Source organism: Streptomyces sp. NPDC111628 (assembly GCF_055635195.1).
In genome coordinates this window covers 348,171-367,917 of sequence record NZ_JBVKBZ010000006.1, presented here as the reverse complement: position 1 = coordinate 367,917, position 19,747 = coordinate 348,171, and the positions used below count along the sequence as shown (strand labels likewise).

Sequence of the window (19,747 nt, the reverse complement as noted above, 5' to 3'; positions counted from 1 at the left end):
GCGGGACTCCTTGGACTTCTGGAACTGGGTGGGGCGGACAACGATGGTCTTTGGCATAGGCACCTCAAGAAAGCGCGGGAAGAGAGCATCCCGCCGCACAGGCCGGCTGCTCGCGCAGTCGCTGGCCCTGGCGCTCCTCGTGCCCACCGGACTGGCGCAGGTGGCCCAGGCCGTGGAGGCAGACGGCCTGGGGCGTCCCGACACGGCCGGGACACCGTCGATCAAGGTGAAGGCATTCGACGGGCCCGGTGCGGACAAGGCGCGCGCGAAGGTGGCCAAGGAGCGCAAGGCCAACGCCGCACAGGCCGAACAAGCCACCAGCGAACGAAGGGCCGAATGGCCGGGCCACGGGGCCGCATCCCTCACACTCGAGTCCGGCGCACAACGCGCGGCCGCACCGGCCGGCGTCCCCGTCACGCTGGCGCCGGCTGCCCCGGCCACCCCGCAACGTGCCTCGATGGCTCCTGCGGCCGCGGGCGGCCATGCACAGATCACTGTGCTGGATCAGACGGCAGCCCGTAAGGCAGGTGTCACCGGAGTCCTCCTGACGGCCGAGGCTCAGAGCCCGGGCGCGGCGAACGTGAGCGTCGACTACTCCGGTTTTGCCTCGGCGATCGGCGGCGGCTGGTCCCAGCGGCTGCGGATCGTGCGGCTGCCGGCTTGCGCGCTGACGACCCCGGACAAGGCGGAGTGCCGCAAGCAGACTCCTCTGCCGTCGGACAACAACCTCAAGAACCGGACCGTCTCAGCGAAGACGCTGCTCGCCGAGGCAGCGGCGGACGGGCCGGCCACCCAGCTCCTGAGGCAGGCGGACAGCTCCAGGGCAGGCGCGACTGTGCTAGCGGTCACCGCCGCCTCCGCCGGTTCGGGCCAGTCCCCCAAGGGTGCGGGTGACTACTCGGCGACGAAGCTGGCGGAGTCCTCGTCCTGGCAGGCGGGCGGCAGTTCCGGCTCCTTCACCTGGTCCCACGACTTCACCATGCCGCCCGCCGCGGCAGGGCCGGTGCCGCCGCTGTCCCTGTCCTACGACTCCGGCAGCGTCGACGGCCGCACCGCCACGACCAACAACCAGACCACGTCGGTCGGAGAGGGCTTCACCCTCACCGAGTCCTACATCACCCGCACCTACGGCTCCTGTGACGACGACGGCCACGACGACGTCTACGACCAGTGCTGGAAGTACGACAACGCGAGCCTGGTCCTGAACGGCAAGTCGACCCGCCTGGTCAAGGACGACGGCACCGGAAAGTGGCACCTGCAAGATGACGACGCCTCCACGGTGACCCGCTCCACCGGCGCCGACAACGGCGACGACAACGGGGAGTACTGGACCGTCATCACCGGCGACGGCACCAAGTACGTCTTCGGCAAGAACAAGCTCGACGGCGCCGACAGCCAGCGCACGAACTCGACCTGGACGGTGCCGGTCTTCGGCGACGACTCCGGCGAACCCGGCTACAACGGCGGCGACGCCTTCGCCGACCGGTCACTGACCCAGGCCTGGCGCTGGAACCTCGACTACGTCGAGGACACCCGCGGCAACGCGTCCACGTACTGGTACGCCAAGGAGTCGAACTACTACAAGAAGAACAAGGCGACCAAGGCCGACACCTCCTACACCCGCGGCGGCCATCTCGACCGCATCGAATACGGGCTGCGCAAGGACGCCCTGTTCACCGACAAGGCCGACGCCAAGGTCACCTTCTCCTACGCAGAACGCTGCACCGTCTCCGACTGCGACAGCCTGACCAAGGACACCGCGGAGAACTGGCCGGACGTGCCGTTCGACGCGATCTGCTCCAAGGACGACGACGAGTGCGACGCGGCAGGCCCGTCCTTCTTCACCCGCAAGCGCCTGACCAGCATCGACACCTCCTCCTACAACGCCACCAGCAGCGCCTACGACCCGGTGGACTCCTGGGCTCTGACCGAGAAGTACCTGGACGGCGGTGACATCGGCGACAGCTCCGACCAGGTCCTCACCTTGACAGAGCTGCGGCGGACCGCGAAGGCCGGCGACGCGTCCATCAAGGTCGACCCGATCGTCTTCACCTACCAGATGCGGCCCAACCGGGTCGACGCCACCGACGACATCCTGCCGCTGACCCGCCCGCGCATCTCCACCATCACCTCCGAGACGGGCGCGATCACCGAAGTGACCCTGACGTCACCGGAGTGCGTGCGCAGCGAGGTCCTGAACGCGGCGCCGGACACCAACACCCGGTCCTGCTACCCGCAGTTCTGGCACATCAACGGGTCCGAAGACGCGTCGATCGACTGGTTCCACAAGTACCGCGTCGCCGCCGTCGGCAAGCATGACGCCGCGGCTGCCAACCCAGCGGTGGAGTACGCGTACTCCTACAGCGGCGCTGCCTGGCACTACAACGACGACCCGTTCGTCCCGGCGGACGAGCGGACCTGGTCGGACTGGCGCGGCTACCGCCAGGTCACCGCCTACACCGGCGCGGCCGGAACCACCCGTTCGAAGACCGTCTCGCTCTACATGCAGGGCATGCACGGCGACAAGAAGAAGGACGGCACGTCCAAGTCCGTCACCGTGCCCCCGCTGCTCGACACGGACGTCGATTTCTCGGCCGCGACGGACAGTGACCGCTACGCGGGTGTGCTGCGCCAGCAGGTCACCTACAACGGCAGCCAGCCCATCAGCAGCGTCTTCAAGAACTACTCGTTCAAGAACACCGCCACCCAGACGGTCCCGGACGCCGCAGACCACACGGCCCTGTGGGTACGCAACTCCTCGACCTACACCAGCACCTACCTCACCGGCTCCAAGACCTGGCGCACCCACACCACCGGCCAGAAGTACGACGACCTCGGGATGGTGTACGCCGCTGACGACTGGGGCCAGGCCGGCCTGGGCGGTGACGAAACCTGTACCCGCACCTGGTACGCCCGCAACCCCGACGTAGGCATCACCAGCCTGGTCTCCCGCACCCGCACCGTCGCCAGGTCCTGCTCGGTCACTGACGCCAGCCTGGACCTGCCCGCCACCAGCACCGCATCCGGCGACGTCCTCGTCGACACGGCGTCCGTCTACGACAAGGCCGACGCCACAACGTGGCTGGCCGACCAGAAGCCGACCAGGGGGCAGGTCACCTGGACCGGCCGCGCCACCGGCTACACGACCACCGCCGCAAGCGACGGCCAGCGCCTGCCGTCCGGCTGGCAGACCACCGCCACCACCACCTACGACACCCTCGGACGGCCACTCGCCGTCACCAACACCGCGGGCCAGGTCACTTCCACCGCCTACACACCCGCCGATGCCGGGCCCCTGACCAGAACCCTGTCGACCGACCCCAAGGGCTACCGCTCGGTGGCCTACCTCGACCCGCGTCGCGGCCAGGCATTGCGCAGCTACGACATCAACTTGAAGAAGACCGAGCAGAAGTACGACGCACTCGGCCGCGTCACCGACGTATGGCTGCCCAACCGGTCCAGCGGCAGTCAGAGCCCGAGTGCCAAGTTCACCTACCACCTCGACAACAGCAAGCCGTCCTGGGTGTCAACATCAACACTGACCAACGCCCTCGACACCTACAACACGAGCTACTCGCTCTACGACTCGCTCCTGCGGCCCCTGCAGACCCAGAGTCCGACCCCCGAGGGCGGGCGGCTGCTGACCGACACCCGCTACGACACCCGCGGCCTGGCCTACGAGACGTACGCGGACATCTTCGACACCACCAGCACACCCGACAGCACCTACACGCGCGCCGAGTACGGCCGCGCACCCCAGCAGACCGAGACCGTCTTCGACGGCGCCGGCCGGGCCACCACGAGCACCCTGTACGTCAACGGTGTGAAGAAGTGGGCCACCACCACCAGCTACACGGGCGACTCCACCGCCACCACCGCCCTCGACGGCGGCTCCGCCCAGCGCACCATCACCGACATCCGCGGCCGCACCACCGAAACCCGCACCTACGCCGGCGAAGGCCCCGCCGACGCCGACTTCGGCACCGGCCCGGGCGCTGGCTACACGTCCACCACGTTCACTTACGCCCTGGACGGCCGGCAGAAGACCATCACGGGCCCGGACAAGGCCACCTGGTCCTACGGCTACGACCTGTTCGGCCGCCAGACCAGCACCGATGACCCCGACAAGGGCAAGGCCACCACTCAGTACAACGCCCTCGACCAGGCCATCAAGGCCACCGACTCCCGCGGCAAGTCCGTCCTGAGCGCCTACGACGAACTCGGCCGCCCCACCGGAACCTGGGCCGGCTCGAAGACCGACGCCAACCAGCTCACCGGCTACACCTACGACACCCTCCTCAAAGGCAGCCCGACCTCGTCCACCCGCTACGTCGGTGGCAAGACCGGCGCCGCCTACACCCAGGCGATCACGGCCTACGACACCATGGGCCGCGCCATCAACACGGAGCTGCGCCTGCCGGACAGCGATCCCTTCGTCCAGGCCGGACAGCCCGCCACGCTGAAGTTCGAGGCGGACTACAACATCCCCGGCCAGCTCCAGCGGACCAAGGAACCCGAACTCGGCGGCCTCCCCGACGAAAACACCGACTACAAGCACGACCGCCTGGGCAACCTGACGGCGATCGGCAGCTACCTCACCGACGTCGACTACTCGGCCCTGACCCAGCCGCAGACACTGATCCTGGGCAACGGCGACAGCCACGTCTACATCGCCAACACCTATGAGGCGGGCACCGGTCGTCTGACCCAGAGCTACACCCAGGACCAGACACACTCCTACCGGCCACAGGACCTCACCTACACCTACGACCAGGCCGGCAACATCACCCAGCTCCGGGACAACACCACCCTCGGCGGCACCAGCACGCCCGACACCCAGTGCTTCACCCACGACGCCCACCAGCGCCTCACCGAAGCCTGGACCCCCGCCTCCGAGAACTGCACCGACACCCCCAGCACCACCGCACTGGCGGGCCCGGCACCGTACTGGACCGGCTACACCTACAACAGCGCAGGCCAGCGCACCACCGAAACCGAACACACCAGCACCGCCACCACCAAAACCACCTACTGCTACACCAACACCGACCAGCCGCACACCCTCACCGGCACCACCACCGGCACCGACTGCGCCAACCCTGAGCGCACCTACACCTACGACACCACCGGCAACACGACCCAACGCCCCGGTACCAAGACCAACGCCACCCAGAACCTCACCTGGTCCGAAGAAGGCAAGCTCGCTCGCCTCATCCAGGACGACCAGTCCACCGACTACCTCTACGGTGCCGACGGCACCCTCCTCATCCGCACCACCGAGAACGGCGAACGCGTCCTCTACGCCGGCGCCACCGAACTCCACCTCCGCGCCGACGGCACCACCTGGGCCCAGCGCTACTACACCGCCGGCGGCATCACCGCCGCGATGCGCTCCAACCAGACCGGCACCATCGAGAACACCTACTTCGTCAGCGACCACCACGGCACCTCCAGCCTGGCCATCGACCGCGACAGCGCCCAGGCCTTCACCAAGCGCTACACCACCCCCTTCGGCGAAGACCGCGGCACACCCCTCTACGGCCCCTGGCCCGACGACAAGGGCTTCCTCGGCAAAACCCGCGACACCACCACCGGTCTGACCCACATTGGCGCCCGCGAATACGACCCCAGAATCGGACAATTCATCAGCGTCGACCCACTACTCGAGTCAATCAGCGCTCAAACACTGAACGGCTATAGCTATGGGTCACAAAATCCACTTCTTTTCTCTGATCCCACTGGCATGGGGCTTGCCTGTGGCGGAGCCGGAGGATCGGCTGAGGCATGCCCGAAGCGCCCCGATGGGTCGCGAGGAAATGGAAGTCCCAACGAAGCTGTCGACTATTCGAAACCAGCCCCTCCCCATCCGTGCAACGGTGCCTCTTGTGGCGGCTACAATGAAACAGAGGAAGTATATTCCTACAACTTCATCGTCGAAGGGCCGGAAGATGTCAAGACGCCCGCGCGTAATCGCTATGAAGTGAACGGCGTCTGTGTTTGGGCAGTAGCCAGTAGTTGCGGAACAGGCTCTACGGCAGGCTCTCCTCCACAGATGGCTGATCTCAACTGTCAATCCAGTGATACAACGTGCAAATTGCGTCAAGAATTGCTTAATCTGGGCATACAGACTGGTATGACGGGAGGTTCCGTCGGATTCTTCGCGCTTCGCCCACGTGGCAGTTGGGTACGCGTTACCGGCGTCCCCGAGGGGCTCAACTTGTCGCAGCTCGCATCCATCAGGAAGGCATTTGATAAAAATCTAGGATTTCCAGCTGAAGTTTCAATCCAAGGAAGTCGCGCATCGGGTAATACGGGCGGCCGGTCCGACGTGGACATAGCGGTCCGCGTGTCACCAGAAACGTTCGACGCACTGGTCACCAAGCGCTGGCCCTCTGTTAATCCCGGCTCCAGCAAGGCGCGAACGCGGCATCATTCTATTGCCACTGGTAAAATAACCGCCGGCGACGCAAGGCCGAAGCTAAGTGGCATAAGAGAACAGATCACTAAGACGATAGGAGACGATATCGACCACGTTGACGTTTCGGTTATTAAAATAGGAGGCCCATTTGATGAGGGTCCGTTCGTCCGAGTCAAATGAGGTGAAAGTGGAGCTCGAATGCGCGATCTACGTCGCCACTTCAAACTGGGAAATTGTAAGCCACCGGCTGCTTCGCGATATCCCCGAGGCTTCCCTCGAAAGTGATTCAGTCCACTTCTCCTCACTGGTGGTTAAGTGGGAGCGCAACGATTTTGAAGGAACGGTAAAATCGGAAGATGACTTTATCGGCTGGCCCTGCATGATGGACTGTCAGCCAACCAATTCGGCCACACTCGAAGAAGTCGTTAATGTGGTATCGAAAATACTCGAAGTACTCTGGAGAGCAGGAATTCGCGCAGTCGCAGCATGTGACTACGAGCACCTATTGCCCCGAAAGGGCGGCGCCGTTTGGTGAGCCTGGGGCGGACTACTCGCTAACAGCGGATAACACAATGAGGTGGATCAGTCCTGGTTGCCGTGTCCGGCACGGGAGTTGAGCGTTCGGTTCGGTGTGGGGACGTCGCCGTGGATCGTGTCGGATGAGCTGTGGGACCGTGTGGAGCCGCTGCTGCCGCAGCGTGAGCGCAGGTTCCGGTATCCGGGTCGCAAACCGTTGCCGGACCGGGCGGTGCTGTGCGGGATCTTGTACGTGCTGCACACCGGGATCCAGTGGGAGTATCTGCCCAAGGACTTCGGCTTCGGGTCGGGCATGACGTGCTGGCGCAGGCTGCGGGACTGGAACGAGGCCGGCGTCTGGCAGCGGTTACACGAGATCCTGCTGGCCGAACTGAACGCGGCCGCACGTGTGGACTGGTCCCGCTGTGTGGTCGCCTCCTCGCACGTCAGGGCGCTAAAAGGGGGCAGCACACGGGCCCATCGCCGGTCGACCGGGGACGAGCCGGCTCCAAGCATCACTTGATCACCGACGGACACGGCACCCCTCTCGCGGTGCTGCTGACCGGCGGCAACCGCAACGACGTCACCCAGCTCCTGCCCCTGCTCGACGCAATCCCGCCGGTCCGCGGCCGGGTCGGTCATCCTCGCCGGAAGCCGGACTCGCTGTTCGCCGACCGCGGGTACGACCACGACATCTACCGGGACCAGGTCCGCGCCCGCGGCATCGTGCCCGCGATCGCCCGCCGCGGCACCCTGCACGGCACCGGACTGGGCACCTACCGCTGGGTCGTGGAGAGGAGCTTTGCCTGGCTGCACGGCTTCCGTCGCCTGCGAATCCGCTGGGAACTGGGAACGGCGAGCCGACATCCACGAAGCGTTACTCAAACTCGCCTGCTGCCTCATCACCCACCGGCAGCTCGGGACATTGCGCTGACACTGGAACCGCTAGGCACTCCATGGATGTCCGTGGCTCATGCCATGATCCGGCCTCATGAGTGACCGATCGCTTTCGCCTGCCTGGCTGGCCTCGTGGACAGACAGAGTTTCCGGGACTCTCACGGCCATGACAGGCGAGTTCGAACATCGGCACGGCTTCCCCCCTGGGACCAACCAGGTCCGGCCGGCCGACCACGACGATCAAGCCGCGGCTCGCACGCTCGCCCAAATCACCCCTATACCAGCTGACCTGGCCACCTTCTACGAAAGCATCGGCGATGTCACCTGGGAGGACGTCGGCAACGGCCTCTTCCTCGATCCGGCCGGTGACCTCCTGCTGCGGCTCCAGGAGCACGGCATTGTCGACGTCGGCACGGACCAAAAGGCTCGTGGCCTGGTCATGGGCTCGAATGGCGGCGGCCTGATCTACGTCGCGGGGCCCGATGGGGCCGTCCACCGGACGCGGACGGCGTCGCTGGACGAACCAGAGTTCGACAAGGTGGCCGATGACCTCCGACAGTTTCTGGAGCTACTGGAGCGCTCCCTGACAAAGTTCAACGCCGACGGTGATCCTGGATACCTGTAAGCGCAGGCCTCAACGCTCATTTTGTTAGCCGCTGTAAGGGCTTGCCGGGAATCAAGTCGTGGCTTCCGGCTGCAGGGCTCGTTGTTCTGGTATGGGGAGACCGGAGGGGATCGAGGCCGTCCTGGCCGCGAAGTCTCAGGCGCTGTTGCCGCACCTGGACGAGCGTCAGCGCCGGCTGGCCATAGGGGCGGAGCCTCGGTCGCTGGGGCATGGCGGGATCCGGCTCGGCGCCGCCGCGGCCAGGGTCAGGGAGGGCACGGTCTCGTGCGGAGTCGCTGAACTGGAGTCTGGCCAGGCCCCGTTGGGGCGGATCCGCCATCCTGGTGGAGGCCGGAAGAAGGCGGCCGAACTGGACCCGGGGCTGCGGCCGGCACTGCTGGCGCTGGTCAAGCCCGACGAGCGCGGCGATCCGATGTCGCCGCTACGGTGGACGACGAAGTCAACCCGGGAGCTGGTAGCGGCGCTGCCCCGGCAGGGCCAACGGGTCTCCGCCGACACGGTCGCCGGCCTGCTGCGGGAGGAAGGCTTCAGCTTGCAGGCCAACGCCAAGACCGTCGAAGGTGCTCAGCACCCCGACCGAGACACTCAGTTCCACTACCTCAACGAGCAGGCACGAGACCACAGGGACGCAGGTGGCCCGGTGATCAGCGTGGCCAGCAAGAAGAAGGAACTGATCGGCGACTACAGGAACGCCGGGCACGAATGGCAGCCTGCAGGACAGCCCGTGAGGGTCAAGACGCACGACTTCCCTGGCCAGGCCGAGAAGGCGATTCCGTACGGAATCTACGACACGGCGGCGAACACCGGCTGGGTCAGCATCGGCACCGATCACGACACCGCGGCGTTCGCCGTTGCCTCGATCCGCCGCTGGTGGCAGGCGGTCGGCCGGCACGACTACCCTGGCGCCCGCCGGCTGCTGATCACTGCCGACGGCGGGGGCTCACATCACCATGAACTGGCGAGGCAGACCCCTGACCAGCCACGAAGTCATGCTCCAGACCATCGCCGCGACCACCAGCCGCAACGGCCTCACCGTCCATGCCGAACTCGACCACGGTGAGTACCCCACCGGCATCCGCGTCAGCGACGACGAGATCGCGGCCCTGCCCATCACCCGCCACCGTTTCCACGGCGACTGGAACTACATCCTCCACCTCCAGCCTCCGACGGACGCGGCGACACCAGCACACAGGACGAGGCCATGACAGACAGGCCGACCCACCTCACGTGGTGTTCGCTCCAGGACCCGGAACTGACCGAGATGCCCCGTCGGCAGCTCAACGAACTCATCGACGTGCCGACTCCAGCAATGGAGGCTCAACGCGAGCAAGTGCTCCGCACCCGCAGGGGCCACGAACGCCTGGTGGCCCCTGGCACAGGAGCCAAACCCAGGCTCACCCCGGCCGACCGGGTCCTGGCCACCGTGCTCCACCTGCGAAAACTCGCGATGCCGCAGTTCCCCGACGTACCCGACGGAGAGACCCAGGCCCGTTCGTCCGCCCTCGGCGCGGCTGCCGGGGCGCAGTCGCAGTGGGCCGCGACATCGCCGGGACAGCGCAGCCGCATTCTGCGCCGCGCCCACGACCTGCTGCTGGAGCGCCGTGAGGACTTCGCACGGCTCATCACTCTGGAGATGGGCAAGTCTCTCGCCGAGGCCCGTGCGGAAGTCGATTACGCGGCCGGATACTTGCGCTGGTTCGCCGAGGAGGCCGTCCGCGTCGACGGGACGTGGAAGGTCAGCGAGGACGCAACGGCAAGGGTTCTGGTCATGCGGCAACCCGTCGGACCGTGCCTGCTGATCACGCCCTGGAACGCGCCGCCGGCGATGCCGGCCCGTAAGATCGCCCCCGCCGTGGCCGCCGGCTGCACGATGGTCCTCAAGCCCGCCCCGCAGACCCCGCTCACCAGCATCCGCTGGCCACAGTCCTGATCGAGGCCGGCCTGCCCGCCGGCGTCCTGAACCTGCTTCCCACCACCGACGCTGCTGCGGTGTCCGAGGCACTGATGAAGGATCCGCGGCTGCGCAAGGTCTCCTTCACCGGCTCCACCGCGGTCGGCCGGCCCGCGCGGACCCGGGCGGTTCAGCGATCGGCCGTTTGCTCGACGGGGCCGAGAGCGCGATCGATGACGTCCGCGACAAACGCTGGGGTCACCGCTTCGCCTTCGTAGGTCGCCCGGACGAGGATCGCGCCAACGAGCATGGCGAGGCAGGGCTCGACGTCGTCGGGCTGGAGGTTCGCGACGAGGACGCCGCGGACTCCGGTCGTGGCGGTCTCGTACAGGCGATTGCGGAGGTCTCGCGCACTTTCGTCCTGGGCCGCGCGCTCGATGACGCCGGCCATCAGTCGGTCGTACCGGCCTTCCGACAGGGTCAGCGCCAGTGCGCTCAGGGAGGCGTGGAGGTCTTCGCGGAGGTTCCCGCCGGCCGGCGGATGGGTGGCGTCCTCGCAGATCTGGGCAATCGCATCCCGCATGAGATCGACAGTGGTGGGCCAGTGCGCGTAGATGGTCGCCTTCGAGTACCCCGCTCTCCGAGCGACCTCGGCGTGGGTCATCGCCCCCCAGCCCTCTTCCAGCAGCGATGAGGCGCTCGCTCTGATCACGTCGCGCCGCGTCCGCGCCACGCGTGGATCCACGGGATCACTGGACACCTTTGCCATTTCTCAAGAATAACCCATCTCGACCCAGCAATCTACTACTGAACATCGAGTACAGTACTTCCCCATGAGTTCATTTTCCCATGCAGTGCCGCGTACTCAGCGGGCGATCGTGCAGAGCCGCTACGGCGCGGCTCGCGACGTGCTCGGGTTGTCGGAGGACTTCCCCGTCCGCGCCCCTGGAGATCAGGAGGTGCAGGTTCACGTCGAGGCGACAGCGATCAATCCCATCGACTGGCAGATGATCGAGGGGAATCGACGCCTCATCACCCGCCGCCGCTTCCCCTTCACGCCGCTGTTCGACCTCGCCGGCGTCGTCACCGCGGTCGGACAGGGGGTCGCCTCGTTCCGTGTGGGCGACCGGGTGCACGCCGACAACGAGATCGACGGAGGCGGCGCCTCGGAGTACGTCAACGTGCGCGAAGGACTGCTCGCCCCCGTACCGGCCGGGCTGAACTTCGCCGAGTCCGCCGCGATCCCCCTGGCCGCGCAGACCGCGTTGACCTGTCTGGACCGTGGTCGGGTCGAGGCTGGAACCCGTGTCGCAGTGATCGGGGCGTCGGGAGGAGTCGGTCACTTCGCCGTCCAGATGGCACGTGCGGCCGGAGCTTTCGTGGTGGGCGTGGCCGGTGCGCGAAACCGGGAGTTCGTCCGTTCCATGGGGGCGGACGAGGTGATCGACCGGAAGGAGACGGACCTGTCGTCGAGCTTCGGTGCGGGCTCGTTCGACGTGGTGATCGACTGCGTCGGCGGTCGCGCGCAGTGGGACCGGGCGCAGCATGTCCTGCGCCCGGGAGGACGATTCGTGACGATCGCACGCGACGAGGACGGTGTCGTCACACCCGCCTCCGCAGCCCGGCTCCTCTCGACGATCACCGCTCGGAGGCTGCGCGGCGCGGGGGCCCGAGGAACCAAGTACATCCCCGTCTTCCTCAAGGCTTCCGGGGTCCTTCTGCGGCGTGTGGACGAGCTGGTCGAGGGCGGCCAGGTCCGCGCTCACCTCGCCCGTTCCTTCCCGCTGACGCTGGAGGGCGTGAAGACGGCCATCGACGAGAGCCGCGCGGGACGGACCACCGGAAAGCTGGTGCTTGAGCGATGACGTCCGAGTTCCGGAACCACGAGCGAGCCACTGCTCCGGCGTTCGCTTCCCCCCTCCGACTGCCCCGCGGCACCGCTCTTCCCAATCGCCTGGTGAAGGCCGCGATGGAGGAGCAGCTCGCAGGCGGGGGCGGCCATCCCGACGACCGGCTCGTGACGCTCTACCGCAGCTGGGACAGGGGCGGTGTGGGCATGATGCTGACGGGCCACGTCATGGTCGACCGTTCGGCCGTCGCGCAGCCGGCCGACATCATCCTGGACGCCGCCAGCGACCTCGCGCCGTTCCGGAGGTGGGCGGCGGCCGCGGAAACGAGCTCGTTCTGGATGCAGATCAACCACCCGGGACGAGTCGTCCAGCGGGACACCGGCTCGCGAGCGCTGGCGCCCTCCGCGGTCCCCGTGAACATCGGCTCGCTCTCGAAGCTCTTTTTGATGCCGACGCCGATGACGGCGAGCGAGATCCAGGACACCGTGGCACGGTTCGCGGTCACGGCGGAGCTCGCGGAGCAGGCGGGGTTCGCCGGTGTCGAGATCCACGCCGCACACGGGTATCTGCTGGCCCAGTTCCTCTCTCCACTGGTCAACAAGCGGACCGACCGGTGGGGAGGCTCCCTCCGCAACCGTGCCAGGCTGCTCCTCGACGTCGTAACAGCCGTCCGTGAGCGCGTGTCACCGGGTTTCGGCATCGCCGTCAAGCTCAACTCCGCAGACTTCCAGCGTGGCGGCTTCGACCTCGATGACGCACACCACGTCATCGAGTGGCTCAGCGACAGCGTCGACTTCGTCGAGCTGTCAGGAGGGAGCGTCGAGTCCCTCGCCACGGCCGGTCATACGGCGGACGACCGCACCCTGGAGCGCGAGGCCTACTTCCTCGAACTCGCCGGAGAGCTCGTCGAGGCCGCCACGGTTCCTCTCATGCTCACCGGTGGCATCCGCCGGGCAAAGGTCGCGGAAGACGTGATGGCACGCGGGTTCTCGCTCGTCGGCGTCGCAACCGCACTCGCGCAACGGCCCGACGCCCCGCTCGGCTGGCTCGCGGGCGAGGACGGCGAGGTCGCGGCCCCCCGCTCGGCGTTCCGCTCCAAGTCCCTGCGCGCGGCGGCCGTACAGGCAAGCATCACCTCGCGACTGCATGACCTCAGCCGCGGCCGTTCGAGACGACCACTCGCCCCGGTCGCCGCCCTCGTCGTCGATCAATACCGGCGATCCCGTGCGATTCGCCGCTACCGTCAGGAAAGAACGGCCTGACACAGAACTCCGTCGACGCCCCGGAGCGCGCGGCACCGCTTGAGGAGCCAGGAGGGATCAGCCGCCCGCGGGTGTCAGCCGCAGCGAGATGCTGTTGATGCAGTACCGCTGGTCGGTCGGGGTCGGGTAGCCCTCGCCCTTGAAGACGTGGCCGAGGTGGGATCCGCAGCGGGCGCAGCGCACCTCGGTGCGGACCATCCCGTGGGAGCGGTCCTCGATCAGCTCGACCGCGTCGGTGTCCCTCGGGTCGTAGAAGGACGGCCAGCCGCAGTGCGACTCGAACTTGGTCGTGGAGGTGAACAGCTCCGCACCGCAGGCGCGGCAGGAGTAGACGCCCTCGGTCTTGGTGTCGGTGTACTCACCCGTGAAGGCCGGCTCCGTGCCGGCCTCGCGCAGCACGGCGTACTCGGCCGGGGCCAGCTCGGCCCGCCACTGCTCGTCCGGCTTCTCGACGTCGTACGACATGAGTCTCAGCCCCTCACTTCAGGTACTTCACTTCGACAGCTCGTCCAGGATGCGCGGTCCGAGGTCCGTGACGTCACCCGCGCCCATGGTGAGAACGAGATCACCGGCCTTCGCCATTCCCGCGACCAGCGCGGGCGACGCCTCCTTGTCGTGGACCGGCGTGACGTCCGCGCCGGCGGCGCGGGCCGCCTCGACGATCAGCTCGCTGGTGATGCCCGGGATCGGGTCCTCGCGGGCCGGGTAGATGTCGAGGACGACCGAGGCGTCCGCGAGGGCCAGCGCCTGGCCCATCTCCTTGCCCAGCTCCTGGGTGCGGGAGAAGAGGTGCGGCTGGAAGAGGACCAGGATGCGGGCGTCGCCGACCGCGGCACGCATGGCCTCCAGGTCGGCGGTCATCTCGGTGGGGTGGTGCGCGTAGGAGTCGACGACCTGGACGCCGGCCGCCTCGCCCTTGAGCTGGAGGCGCCGCTTGACGCCCGTGTAGGCGGCCAGGGCGGGAGCCAGCTCGGCGGCGGGGATGCCGAGGGCGGCGCCCGCGGCGAGGGCGGCGACGGCGTTGTGGGCGTAGTGGCGGCCCGGGACGGAGACGGCGAAGGTCAGCTCGGCGCCGTCGATGACGACGGTGACCTCGCTCTTGAGGCCCTGCGGGACGACGGAGAGGATGCGCACGTCGGCGTCCTCGGACTCTCCGTACGTCACCGTCCGCACCTGGCCGGCCAGCCGTCGGGTCAGCTCCCGGGCCCCCTCGTGGTCGGCGGCGATCACCAGGGTGCCGCCGGGGACGATCTTGCCGGCGAAGGTCTCGAAGGACTCGTGGATCTCGTCCATCGAGGCGTAGTTGGCGTGGTGGTCCAGCTCGACGTTGAGGACGATGGCGACCTCGGGGGCGTACTTGTGGAAGCTGCGGTCGCTTTCGTCCGCCTCGGCGACGAAGATCTCGCCGTCGCCGTGCAGGGCATTGGAGCCGGGCGCGTCCAGGTCGCCGCCGATCGCGTACGACGGGTTCCGGCCCAGCTCGGACAGGGAGACCGCCAGCATCGAGGTGGTGGTGGTCTTGCCGTGGGTGCCGGCCACCGCGATGGGGCGCAGGCCGTTCATCAGGGCGGCGAGGGCGTCGGAGCGGTGCACGACCGGGATGCCCAGCTCGGCGGCGCGGACCAGCTCCGGATTGTCCTCGCGGATGGCCGAGGACACGATCACGCAGCTCGCGTCGTCGGCGAGGTGCTCCGCCGCGTGCCCGATGTGCACGGTGGCGCCCAGCGCGCGCAGCGCCTCGGCGGTCGCGGAGTCCTTGGCGTCGCTGCCCGCCACGGCGGCGCCGCGCTGGGAGAGGATCTTGGCGATGCCCGACATTCCGGCGCCGCCGATGCCGATGAAGTGCGGTCGGTCCATGGCGGTGGGAAGGCCGGATGCCATGCGCTGTTCTCCCAGAGTGGTCCGTTGGTGATCCGTTGAGGCCGCGCCCCCTCGGCGGGGGCGCGGCACCAGCCTATGCCTTGCTGTGGGAGAAGAGTTTCAGGACCGGTACGCCGACCCTGTGCCGGGCCCGGGAGGCCCAGTCCCGGTGGAAGAACTCCTCCACGTAGTGGGGGTCGGTCAGGACGATCACCTCGTCGGCTCCGATCTCCATGGCCAGGGCCTTCAGCTCGTCCAGCGGGTGGTCCTCGATCAGTCGCCCGTCGGCCTGCGCACCGGAGGCGCGCAGGGCGGTGAGGGACACCTCCAGGGCCCGCTCCCCGACGCTCTGCGCCTCCCGGCCCTCCGGGGTCTCCCCCTCGCGTACGGCGTCGTCCAGCTCGCCGAGCGCGACGTCGTCGATGGCGCGCAGCAGGCGGTCCGCCTGATCGCCGCGCGGCTGGAGCAGCACGTGGAAGCCGACCTGCTCGTCCCCGTGCAAGGTGGTGACGAACTCCACGTCGGCGGACGTCAGGGCCTTCTCGATCATCAAAACGCTTGTGAACACCAGGCGCCCCTTCTCCTTCGAGGGCCCGTGGGCCCACCCTCCGTAGGCCGTACCAGACCCTGCGGAAACCATCCTGCCCCGTGATCGCACGGGTACTGCCGGAATCAGTGTGCCCGGCGCGGACTAAACGGAACGGGAGATTCCGCCGATTCCCGGATGCGCGGTAACGACCGCACGCGTGTCCGGTCGCCGCCGACCGCCCGGGCCGGGGATCTCCTAGTCGCACCGGTACCGGCCGAAGAGGAAACCTTCCTCCTCCAGGAGGGACACCAGTGCGAATCGGCGCGGCATCTCGACGGCCGGTCCGCCCGCGATCCGCTGTGCGTCCCCCGCGGTCAGCATCGGGGAGACGGTCAGGCACAGTTCGTCGAGCACACCGGCCGTGACGAACTGCCCCAGCAGCCGGGGGCCGCCCTCGGTCAGCAGCCGGGTGTGCCCCAGCTCCGCGAGCGCCCCGAGGGCACGGGCCGGGTCCACACCGACGCCGTCCCCCGCGATCACCACCCGGGCCCCGGCCCGCTCCGCGGCGGCGATCCGGTCCGGGGCCGCGGCGGCGCCGGTCAGGACCAGGGTGGGTACGGCCGGGGAGGTGAACAGCGGCAGGGAGAAGTCCAGCTCCAGGCTCGCGCTGACCACCGCGATCACCGGCACCGGCGCCTGACCGGCCGCCCGCCGTGCCTCGGCGAAATCCGCCCGCGCGCGTGCCGGGCGGTACCCCTCCTGCCGTACGGTCTCGGCGCCGGCGATCACCACGTCCGCCAGTGCCCGCAGGGTGCCGAAGACCCGCATGTCGGCCGCGCTGGAGAGGGGCTGGGAGCGGCCGTCGTGCTGGGCGGCGCCGTCCAGGGTGGAGACCATGTTGGCCCGCAGCCACGTCCGCCGGTGCCCGTCCGGCTCGGGGTACGCGTAGGCGGCGGCCAGCTCGGCCAGGCTCCACTCCCGGTCGGTCTCGGAGCCGCCGCCCGGGCCGGCGGTCGGATCGGTCACGGGGGACACGGGGAACAGGCGTCGCATGGGGTGCAGTGTTCCACGCACCCGCCGCCCCAACCGCGCAGGCCGGAGCCCTGCCCACCCCCACATGCACACCGCACCCACGGCGCCGAACCGCGCCGGCCACCGCGCCGCCCGGCGTCCCCCGGGACCCACCACCGCAGCGTCCCGCCGCACGGGCACCCGGCACCGCGCCCGCCCGCCTCCCGCGCCTCGCCCGCCTCCCGCGCCCCGCCCCGTCCGCGCCGCCCCCGGCCGACGACGAGGCCCTCCGCGCAGGCCCTACCATTGAGTACCGTGTCGTCCTCCTCTCCCGCCTCCGTCCCCGCTCCGATAACCGGGACGGCTCCGGCCACGGTCTCCCTGTGCGCCCGCGAGCCCCGTGTCCCCGCGGACCGCCTGGTCGCCGAGATGGTGCCCCCGCCCCGTTTCGACTCGGTCCGCTTCGGCACGTACATCCCGGATCCGAACCAGCCCAGCCAGAGCGAGGCCGTCCGGGTCCTGGAGGACTTCGCGGGCGGACTGGGCGAGGCGCCCGGCACGGGAGGCGGCAGGCGCGGCTTCTTCGGGCTGGGCCGCGGCAAGGCGCCGAAGACCCCGGCCGGACCGCGCGGCGTCTACCTCGACGGCGGTTACGGCGTCGGCAAGACCCACCTGCTGGCCTCCCTGTGGCACGCCACCCCCGCCGAGCCCTCCCGCAAGGCCTTCGGCACCTTCGTGGAGCTGACCAACCTCGTCGGCGCCCTCGGCTTCCAGCAGACCGTGCAGACCCTGTCCGGGCACCGTCTGCTGTGCATCGACGAGTTCGAGCTGGACGACCCCGGCGACACCGTCCTCGTCTCCAGCCTGCTCGCCCGGCTCGTGGAGGCCGGCGTGGCGCTCGCCGCCACCTCCAACACGCTGCCGGGCAAGCTCGGCGAGGGCCGGTTCGCGGCGGCCGACTTCCTGCGCGAGATCCAGGGCCTGTCCGCCCACTTCCGCGCCCTGCGCATCGACGGCGAGGACTACCGCCACCGCGGTCTGCCCGAGGCCCCCGCGCCGTACTCCGACGAGCAGGTGACCCGGGCGGCGCAGGCCACCGAGGGCGCCTCCCTGGACGACTTCGCCGCCCTCCTCGACCATCTCGCCCGCGTCCACCCCAGCCGCTACGGCGCCCTGACCGACGGTCTGACGGCGGTGTGCCTCACCGGCGTGCACCCGGTACCGGACCAGTCGACGGCGCTGCGGCTCGTGGTGCTCGCGGACCGGCTCTACGACCGCGAGGTGCCCGTCCTGGCCTCCGGGCTGCCCTTCGACCGGCTGTTCGGCGAGGAGATGCTGAAGGGCGGGTACCGCAAGAAGTACTTCCGGGCGATCTCCCGGCTCACCGCGCTGGCCCGGGACGCGGCGCGGCTGGTGGACACGCCCTGAGGAACGGTCGGTTCCCGCCAACCCAGCCGCCATTTTGAGGCTCTCTCCGGCACGTAACGCCCCGTTAACCCTGCAAAGTCCTTTGCAGGGTTAACGTGTTTCTTGACCGCGCATTGACCATGCTTTTGCCGGGCATTGACCTGCCCCCGGCATGCACCAGCGGCAGGAACTGCCTGGAGGGGGCCGCGTGCACCGACGTACGGCGGCCCGCACCGTGGTCGCGATCCTCGCCCCCGTCCTGTTCGCGCTCCAGTTCTTCGCTCCCACGGCGTCCTTCGCATCCGCGCATACAACCGGTGATGCCGTGGCCCATGCCCGTCCCGGAACCATCCCCTCCGGCACGGTGCCGCACGACGAGACCGTCACCTGCCGCGAGGGCAGCCACCCGGGCGAGCCGACCACCGAGCCGCGCGTCCGCGACCGCCACCGCACCACCGCCGCACCGCAGTCCGGCACCCCTCGCCACCCACTGGCGCGGCAGACCACCCCGCAGGCGCCCGACGCCGGCATGTCCCGCCGTGCCACCGAGCACCGGCCGAGACCCACGACGGACCACGCCCCCGCGGCGCTCCAGGTCTTCCGCTGCTGACGGACCGGACCGGACCGGACCACCGGCGCATCCCCCACCTCTGTCACACCCGTCCGACGCGCCCCCACGGCGCGCCAGGAGGAAACCGCATCATGCAACCCCTCATCGACAACGCCCGTACGTTCGGACAGCGCCCTGAGGAGTTCACCGGGCATGCCGAAGGCCAGTCGCCCGACGTCCTGTTCATCACCTGCTCCGACTCCCGGGTGGTGCCCGCCCTGATCACGGGCGCCCGGCCCGGCCAGCTCTTCGAACTGCGCACCGCGGGCAACATCGTCCCGCCCTACGGAACCGAGCACCCCTCCGGCGAGGCGGCCACCGTCGAGTACGCCGTCCAGGTCCTCGGTGTCGGCGACATCGTGGTCTGCGGCCACTCGCACTGCGGCGCCGTCGGCGCGCTGGTGCGCGGCGACGACCTGACCGCCGTGCCCGCCGTACGGGACTGGCCGGCGCACGCGGCCGACGAGCCGAAGCCCTGCGGCCCCGCCGATCCGACGGCCGCCGGGGCCGTGCAGCACCACGTACTGGCGCAACTGCTGCGCCTTCGCTCCTACCCCTGCGTCGAGCAGCGGCTGGCGGACGGCCGGCTGCGGCTGCACGGCTGGTACTACGAGGTCCACACCGGTCTCGTGCGCCGCCACCGGGCGGACACCGACACCTTCGAGGCCCTGTGAACGCCGGCACGAGCCCCATAGCCGACCGGAGCCGCCGGTTCCCGCACTGGCGGCAGGACGACCTGTCCGGGCTGCACCACCTGGACCACGCCTGCCGCACGGCCCTGGAGAACTGGGCCGAACGGCACAGCGCCACCGGCACGGATCCGGTGAAGGTCACGGAGCCGGAGAAGGCCGGGGTGTAGCGGGGGTCCGCC

General features: G+C 68.9%; 14 protein-coding genes and 3 pseudogenes. 12 read left to right on the top strand and 5 right to left on the bottom strand.

Features of this window, described 5'->3' with window-relative positions; all coding sequences use genetic code 11:
• The first annotated feature begins 43 nt into the window (after window positions 1-43).
• From ACZ7MF_RS31065 to ACZ7MF_RS31040, 6 genes and pseudogenes are all read left to right on the top strand, one after another.
• Complete coding sequence (locus tag ACZ7MF_RS31065; protein ID WP_471481585.1) at window positions 44-6,598, top strand: RHS repeat-associated core domain-containing protein; 6,555 nt, start codon at window positions 44-46, stop codon at window positions 6,596-6,598.
• A 7-nt stretch (window positions 6,599-6,605) separates the two neighbouring features.
• Window positions 6,606-6,953, top strand: a complete 348-nt coding sequence (locus ACZ7MF_RS31060) for a hypothetical protein (RefSeq protein WP_471481584.1) — start codon at window positions 6,606-6,608, stop codon at window positions 6,951-6,953.
• 57 nt (window positions 6,954-7,010) lie between these two features.
• Window positions 7,011-7,868: pseudogene (locus ACZ7MF_RS31055) on the top strand (IS5 family transposase).
• 129 nt (window positions 7,869-7,997) lie between these two features.
• Window positions 7,998-8,456, top strand: coding sequence for an SMI1/KNR4 family protein (locus ACZ7MF_RS31050; RefSeq protein WP_471481583.1), 459 nt, complete (start codon window positions 7,998-8,000; stop codon window positions 8,454-8,456).
• 91 nt (window positions 8,457-8,547) lie between these two features.
• A pseudogene (locus ACZ7MF_RS31045) lies at window positions 8,548-9,649 on the top strand (ISAzo13 family transposase); the annotation flags it as partial.
• Between the two features lie 254 nt (window positions 9,650-9,903).
• Window positions 9,904-10,517, top strand: a pseudogene (locus ACZ7MF_RS31040) (aldehyde dehydrogenase family protein); the annotation flags it as partial.
• Window positions 10,518-10,537: 20 nt separating this feature from the next.
• Here the strand turns inward: ACZ7MF_RS31040 and ACZ7MF_RS31035 are convergent.
• On the bottom strand, window positions 10,538-11,116 hold the full coding sequence (locus tag ACZ7MF_RS31035; RefSeq protein ID WP_471481582.1) for a TetR/AcrR family transcriptional regulator: 579 nt from the start codon (window positions 11,114-11,116) through the stop codon (window positions 10,538-10,540).
• Between the two features lie 64 nt (window positions 11,117-11,180).
• On the opposite strand from ACZ7MF_RS31035, the gene ACZ7MF_RS31030 reads away from it, so the two are divergent.
• Window positions 11,181-12,212 carry an NAD(P)-dependent alcohol dehydrogenase gene (locus ACZ7MF_RS31030; RefSeq protein WP_471481581.1) on the top strand — a complete coding sequence of 344 codons (1,032 nt, stop codon included), beginning with the start codon at window positions 11,181-11,183 and terminating at the stop codon, window positions 12,210-12,212.
• Window positions 12,209-13,459 carry an NADH:flavin oxidoreductase/NADH oxidase family protein gene (locus ACZ7MF_RS31025; RefSeq protein ID WP_471481580.1) on the top strand — a complete coding sequence of 417 codons (1,251 nt, stop codon included), beginning with the start codon at window positions 12,209-12,211 and terminating at the stop codon, window positions 13,457-13,459. The genes ACZ7MF_RS31030 and ACZ7MF_RS31025 overlap by 4 nt, the downstream gene beginning before the upstream one ends.
• Before the next feature lie 57 nt (window positions 13,460-13,516).
• Here ACZ7MF_RS31025 and msrB read toward each other — a convergent pair whose 3' ends face one another.
• From msrB to ACZ7MF_RS31005, 4 genes are all read right to left on the bottom strand, one after another.
• Entirely contained in the window at window positions 13,517-13,924 is a 408-nt protein-coding gene (gene msrB / locus ACZ7MF_RS31020; protein ID WP_356857064.1) for a peptide-methionine (R)-S-oxide reductase MsrB, read from the bottom strand.
• A gap of 27 nt (window positions 13,925-13,951) precedes the next feature.
• Window positions 13,952-15,340 (bottom strand): UDP-N-acetylmuramate--L-alanine ligase, encoded by a 1,389-nt coding sequence (gene murC / locus ACZ7MF_RS31015; RefSeq protein ID WP_471481579.1) that lies wholly within the window; start codon window positions 15,338-15,340, stop codon window positions 13,952-13,954.
• A gap of 73 nt (window positions 15,341-15,413) precedes the next feature.
• The gene (locus ACZ7MF_RS31010) at window positions 15,414-15,887 is read right to left on the bottom strand and encodes an indole-3-glycerol phosphate synthase (RefSeq protein WP_471481578.1); all 474 of its coding nucleotides are present in this window, start codon (window positions 15,885-15,887) and stop codon (window positions 15,414-15,416) included.
• A 216-nt stretch (window positions 15,888-16,103) separates the two neighbouring features.
• Complete coding sequence (locus tag ACZ7MF_RS31005) at window positions 16,104-16,901, bottom strand: pyrimidine reductase family protein (RefSeq protein WP_471481577.1); 798 nt, start codon at window positions 16,899-16,901, stop codon at window positions 16,104-16,106.
• Between the two features lie 273 nt (window positions 16,902-17,174).
• On the opposite strand from ACZ7MF_RS31005, the gene zapE reads away from it, so the two are divergent.
• The 4 genes from zapE (at window position 17,175) to ACZ7MF_RS30985 (ending at window position 19,735) form a co-directional block, all read left to right on the top strand.
• The gene (zapE, locus tag ACZ7MF_RS31000) at window positions 17,175-18,287 is read left to right on the top strand and encodes a cell division protein ZapE (protein WP_471481576.1); all 1,113 of its coding nucleotides are present in this window, start codon (window positions 17,175-17,177) and stop codon (window positions 18,285-18,287) included.
• A gap of 187 nt (window positions 18,288-18,474) precedes the next feature.
• Window positions 18,475-18,876: a hypothetical protein gene (locus ACZ7MF_RS30995; RefSeq protein WP_471481575.1), complete on the top strand. Its 402-nt coding sequence runs from the start codon at window positions 18,475-18,477 to the stop codon at window positions 18,874-18,876.
• A gap of 92 nt (window positions 18,877-18,968) precedes the next feature.
• On the top strand, window positions 18,969-19,550 hold the full coding sequence (locus ACZ7MF_RS30990; RefSeq protein ID WP_471481574.1) for a carbonic anhydrase: 582 nt from the start codon (window positions 18,969-18,971) through the stop codon (window positions 19,548-19,550).
• Window positions 19,547-19,735, top strand: a complete 189-nt coding sequence (locus tag ACZ7MF_RS30985) for a hypothetical protein (RefSeq protein WP_471481868.1) — start codon at window positions 19,547-19,549, stop codon at window positions 19,733-19,735. The genes ACZ7MF_RS30990 and ACZ7MF_RS30985 overlap by 4 nt, the downstream gene beginning before the upstream one ends.
• Window positions 19,736-19,747 lie beyond the last annotated feature (12 nt).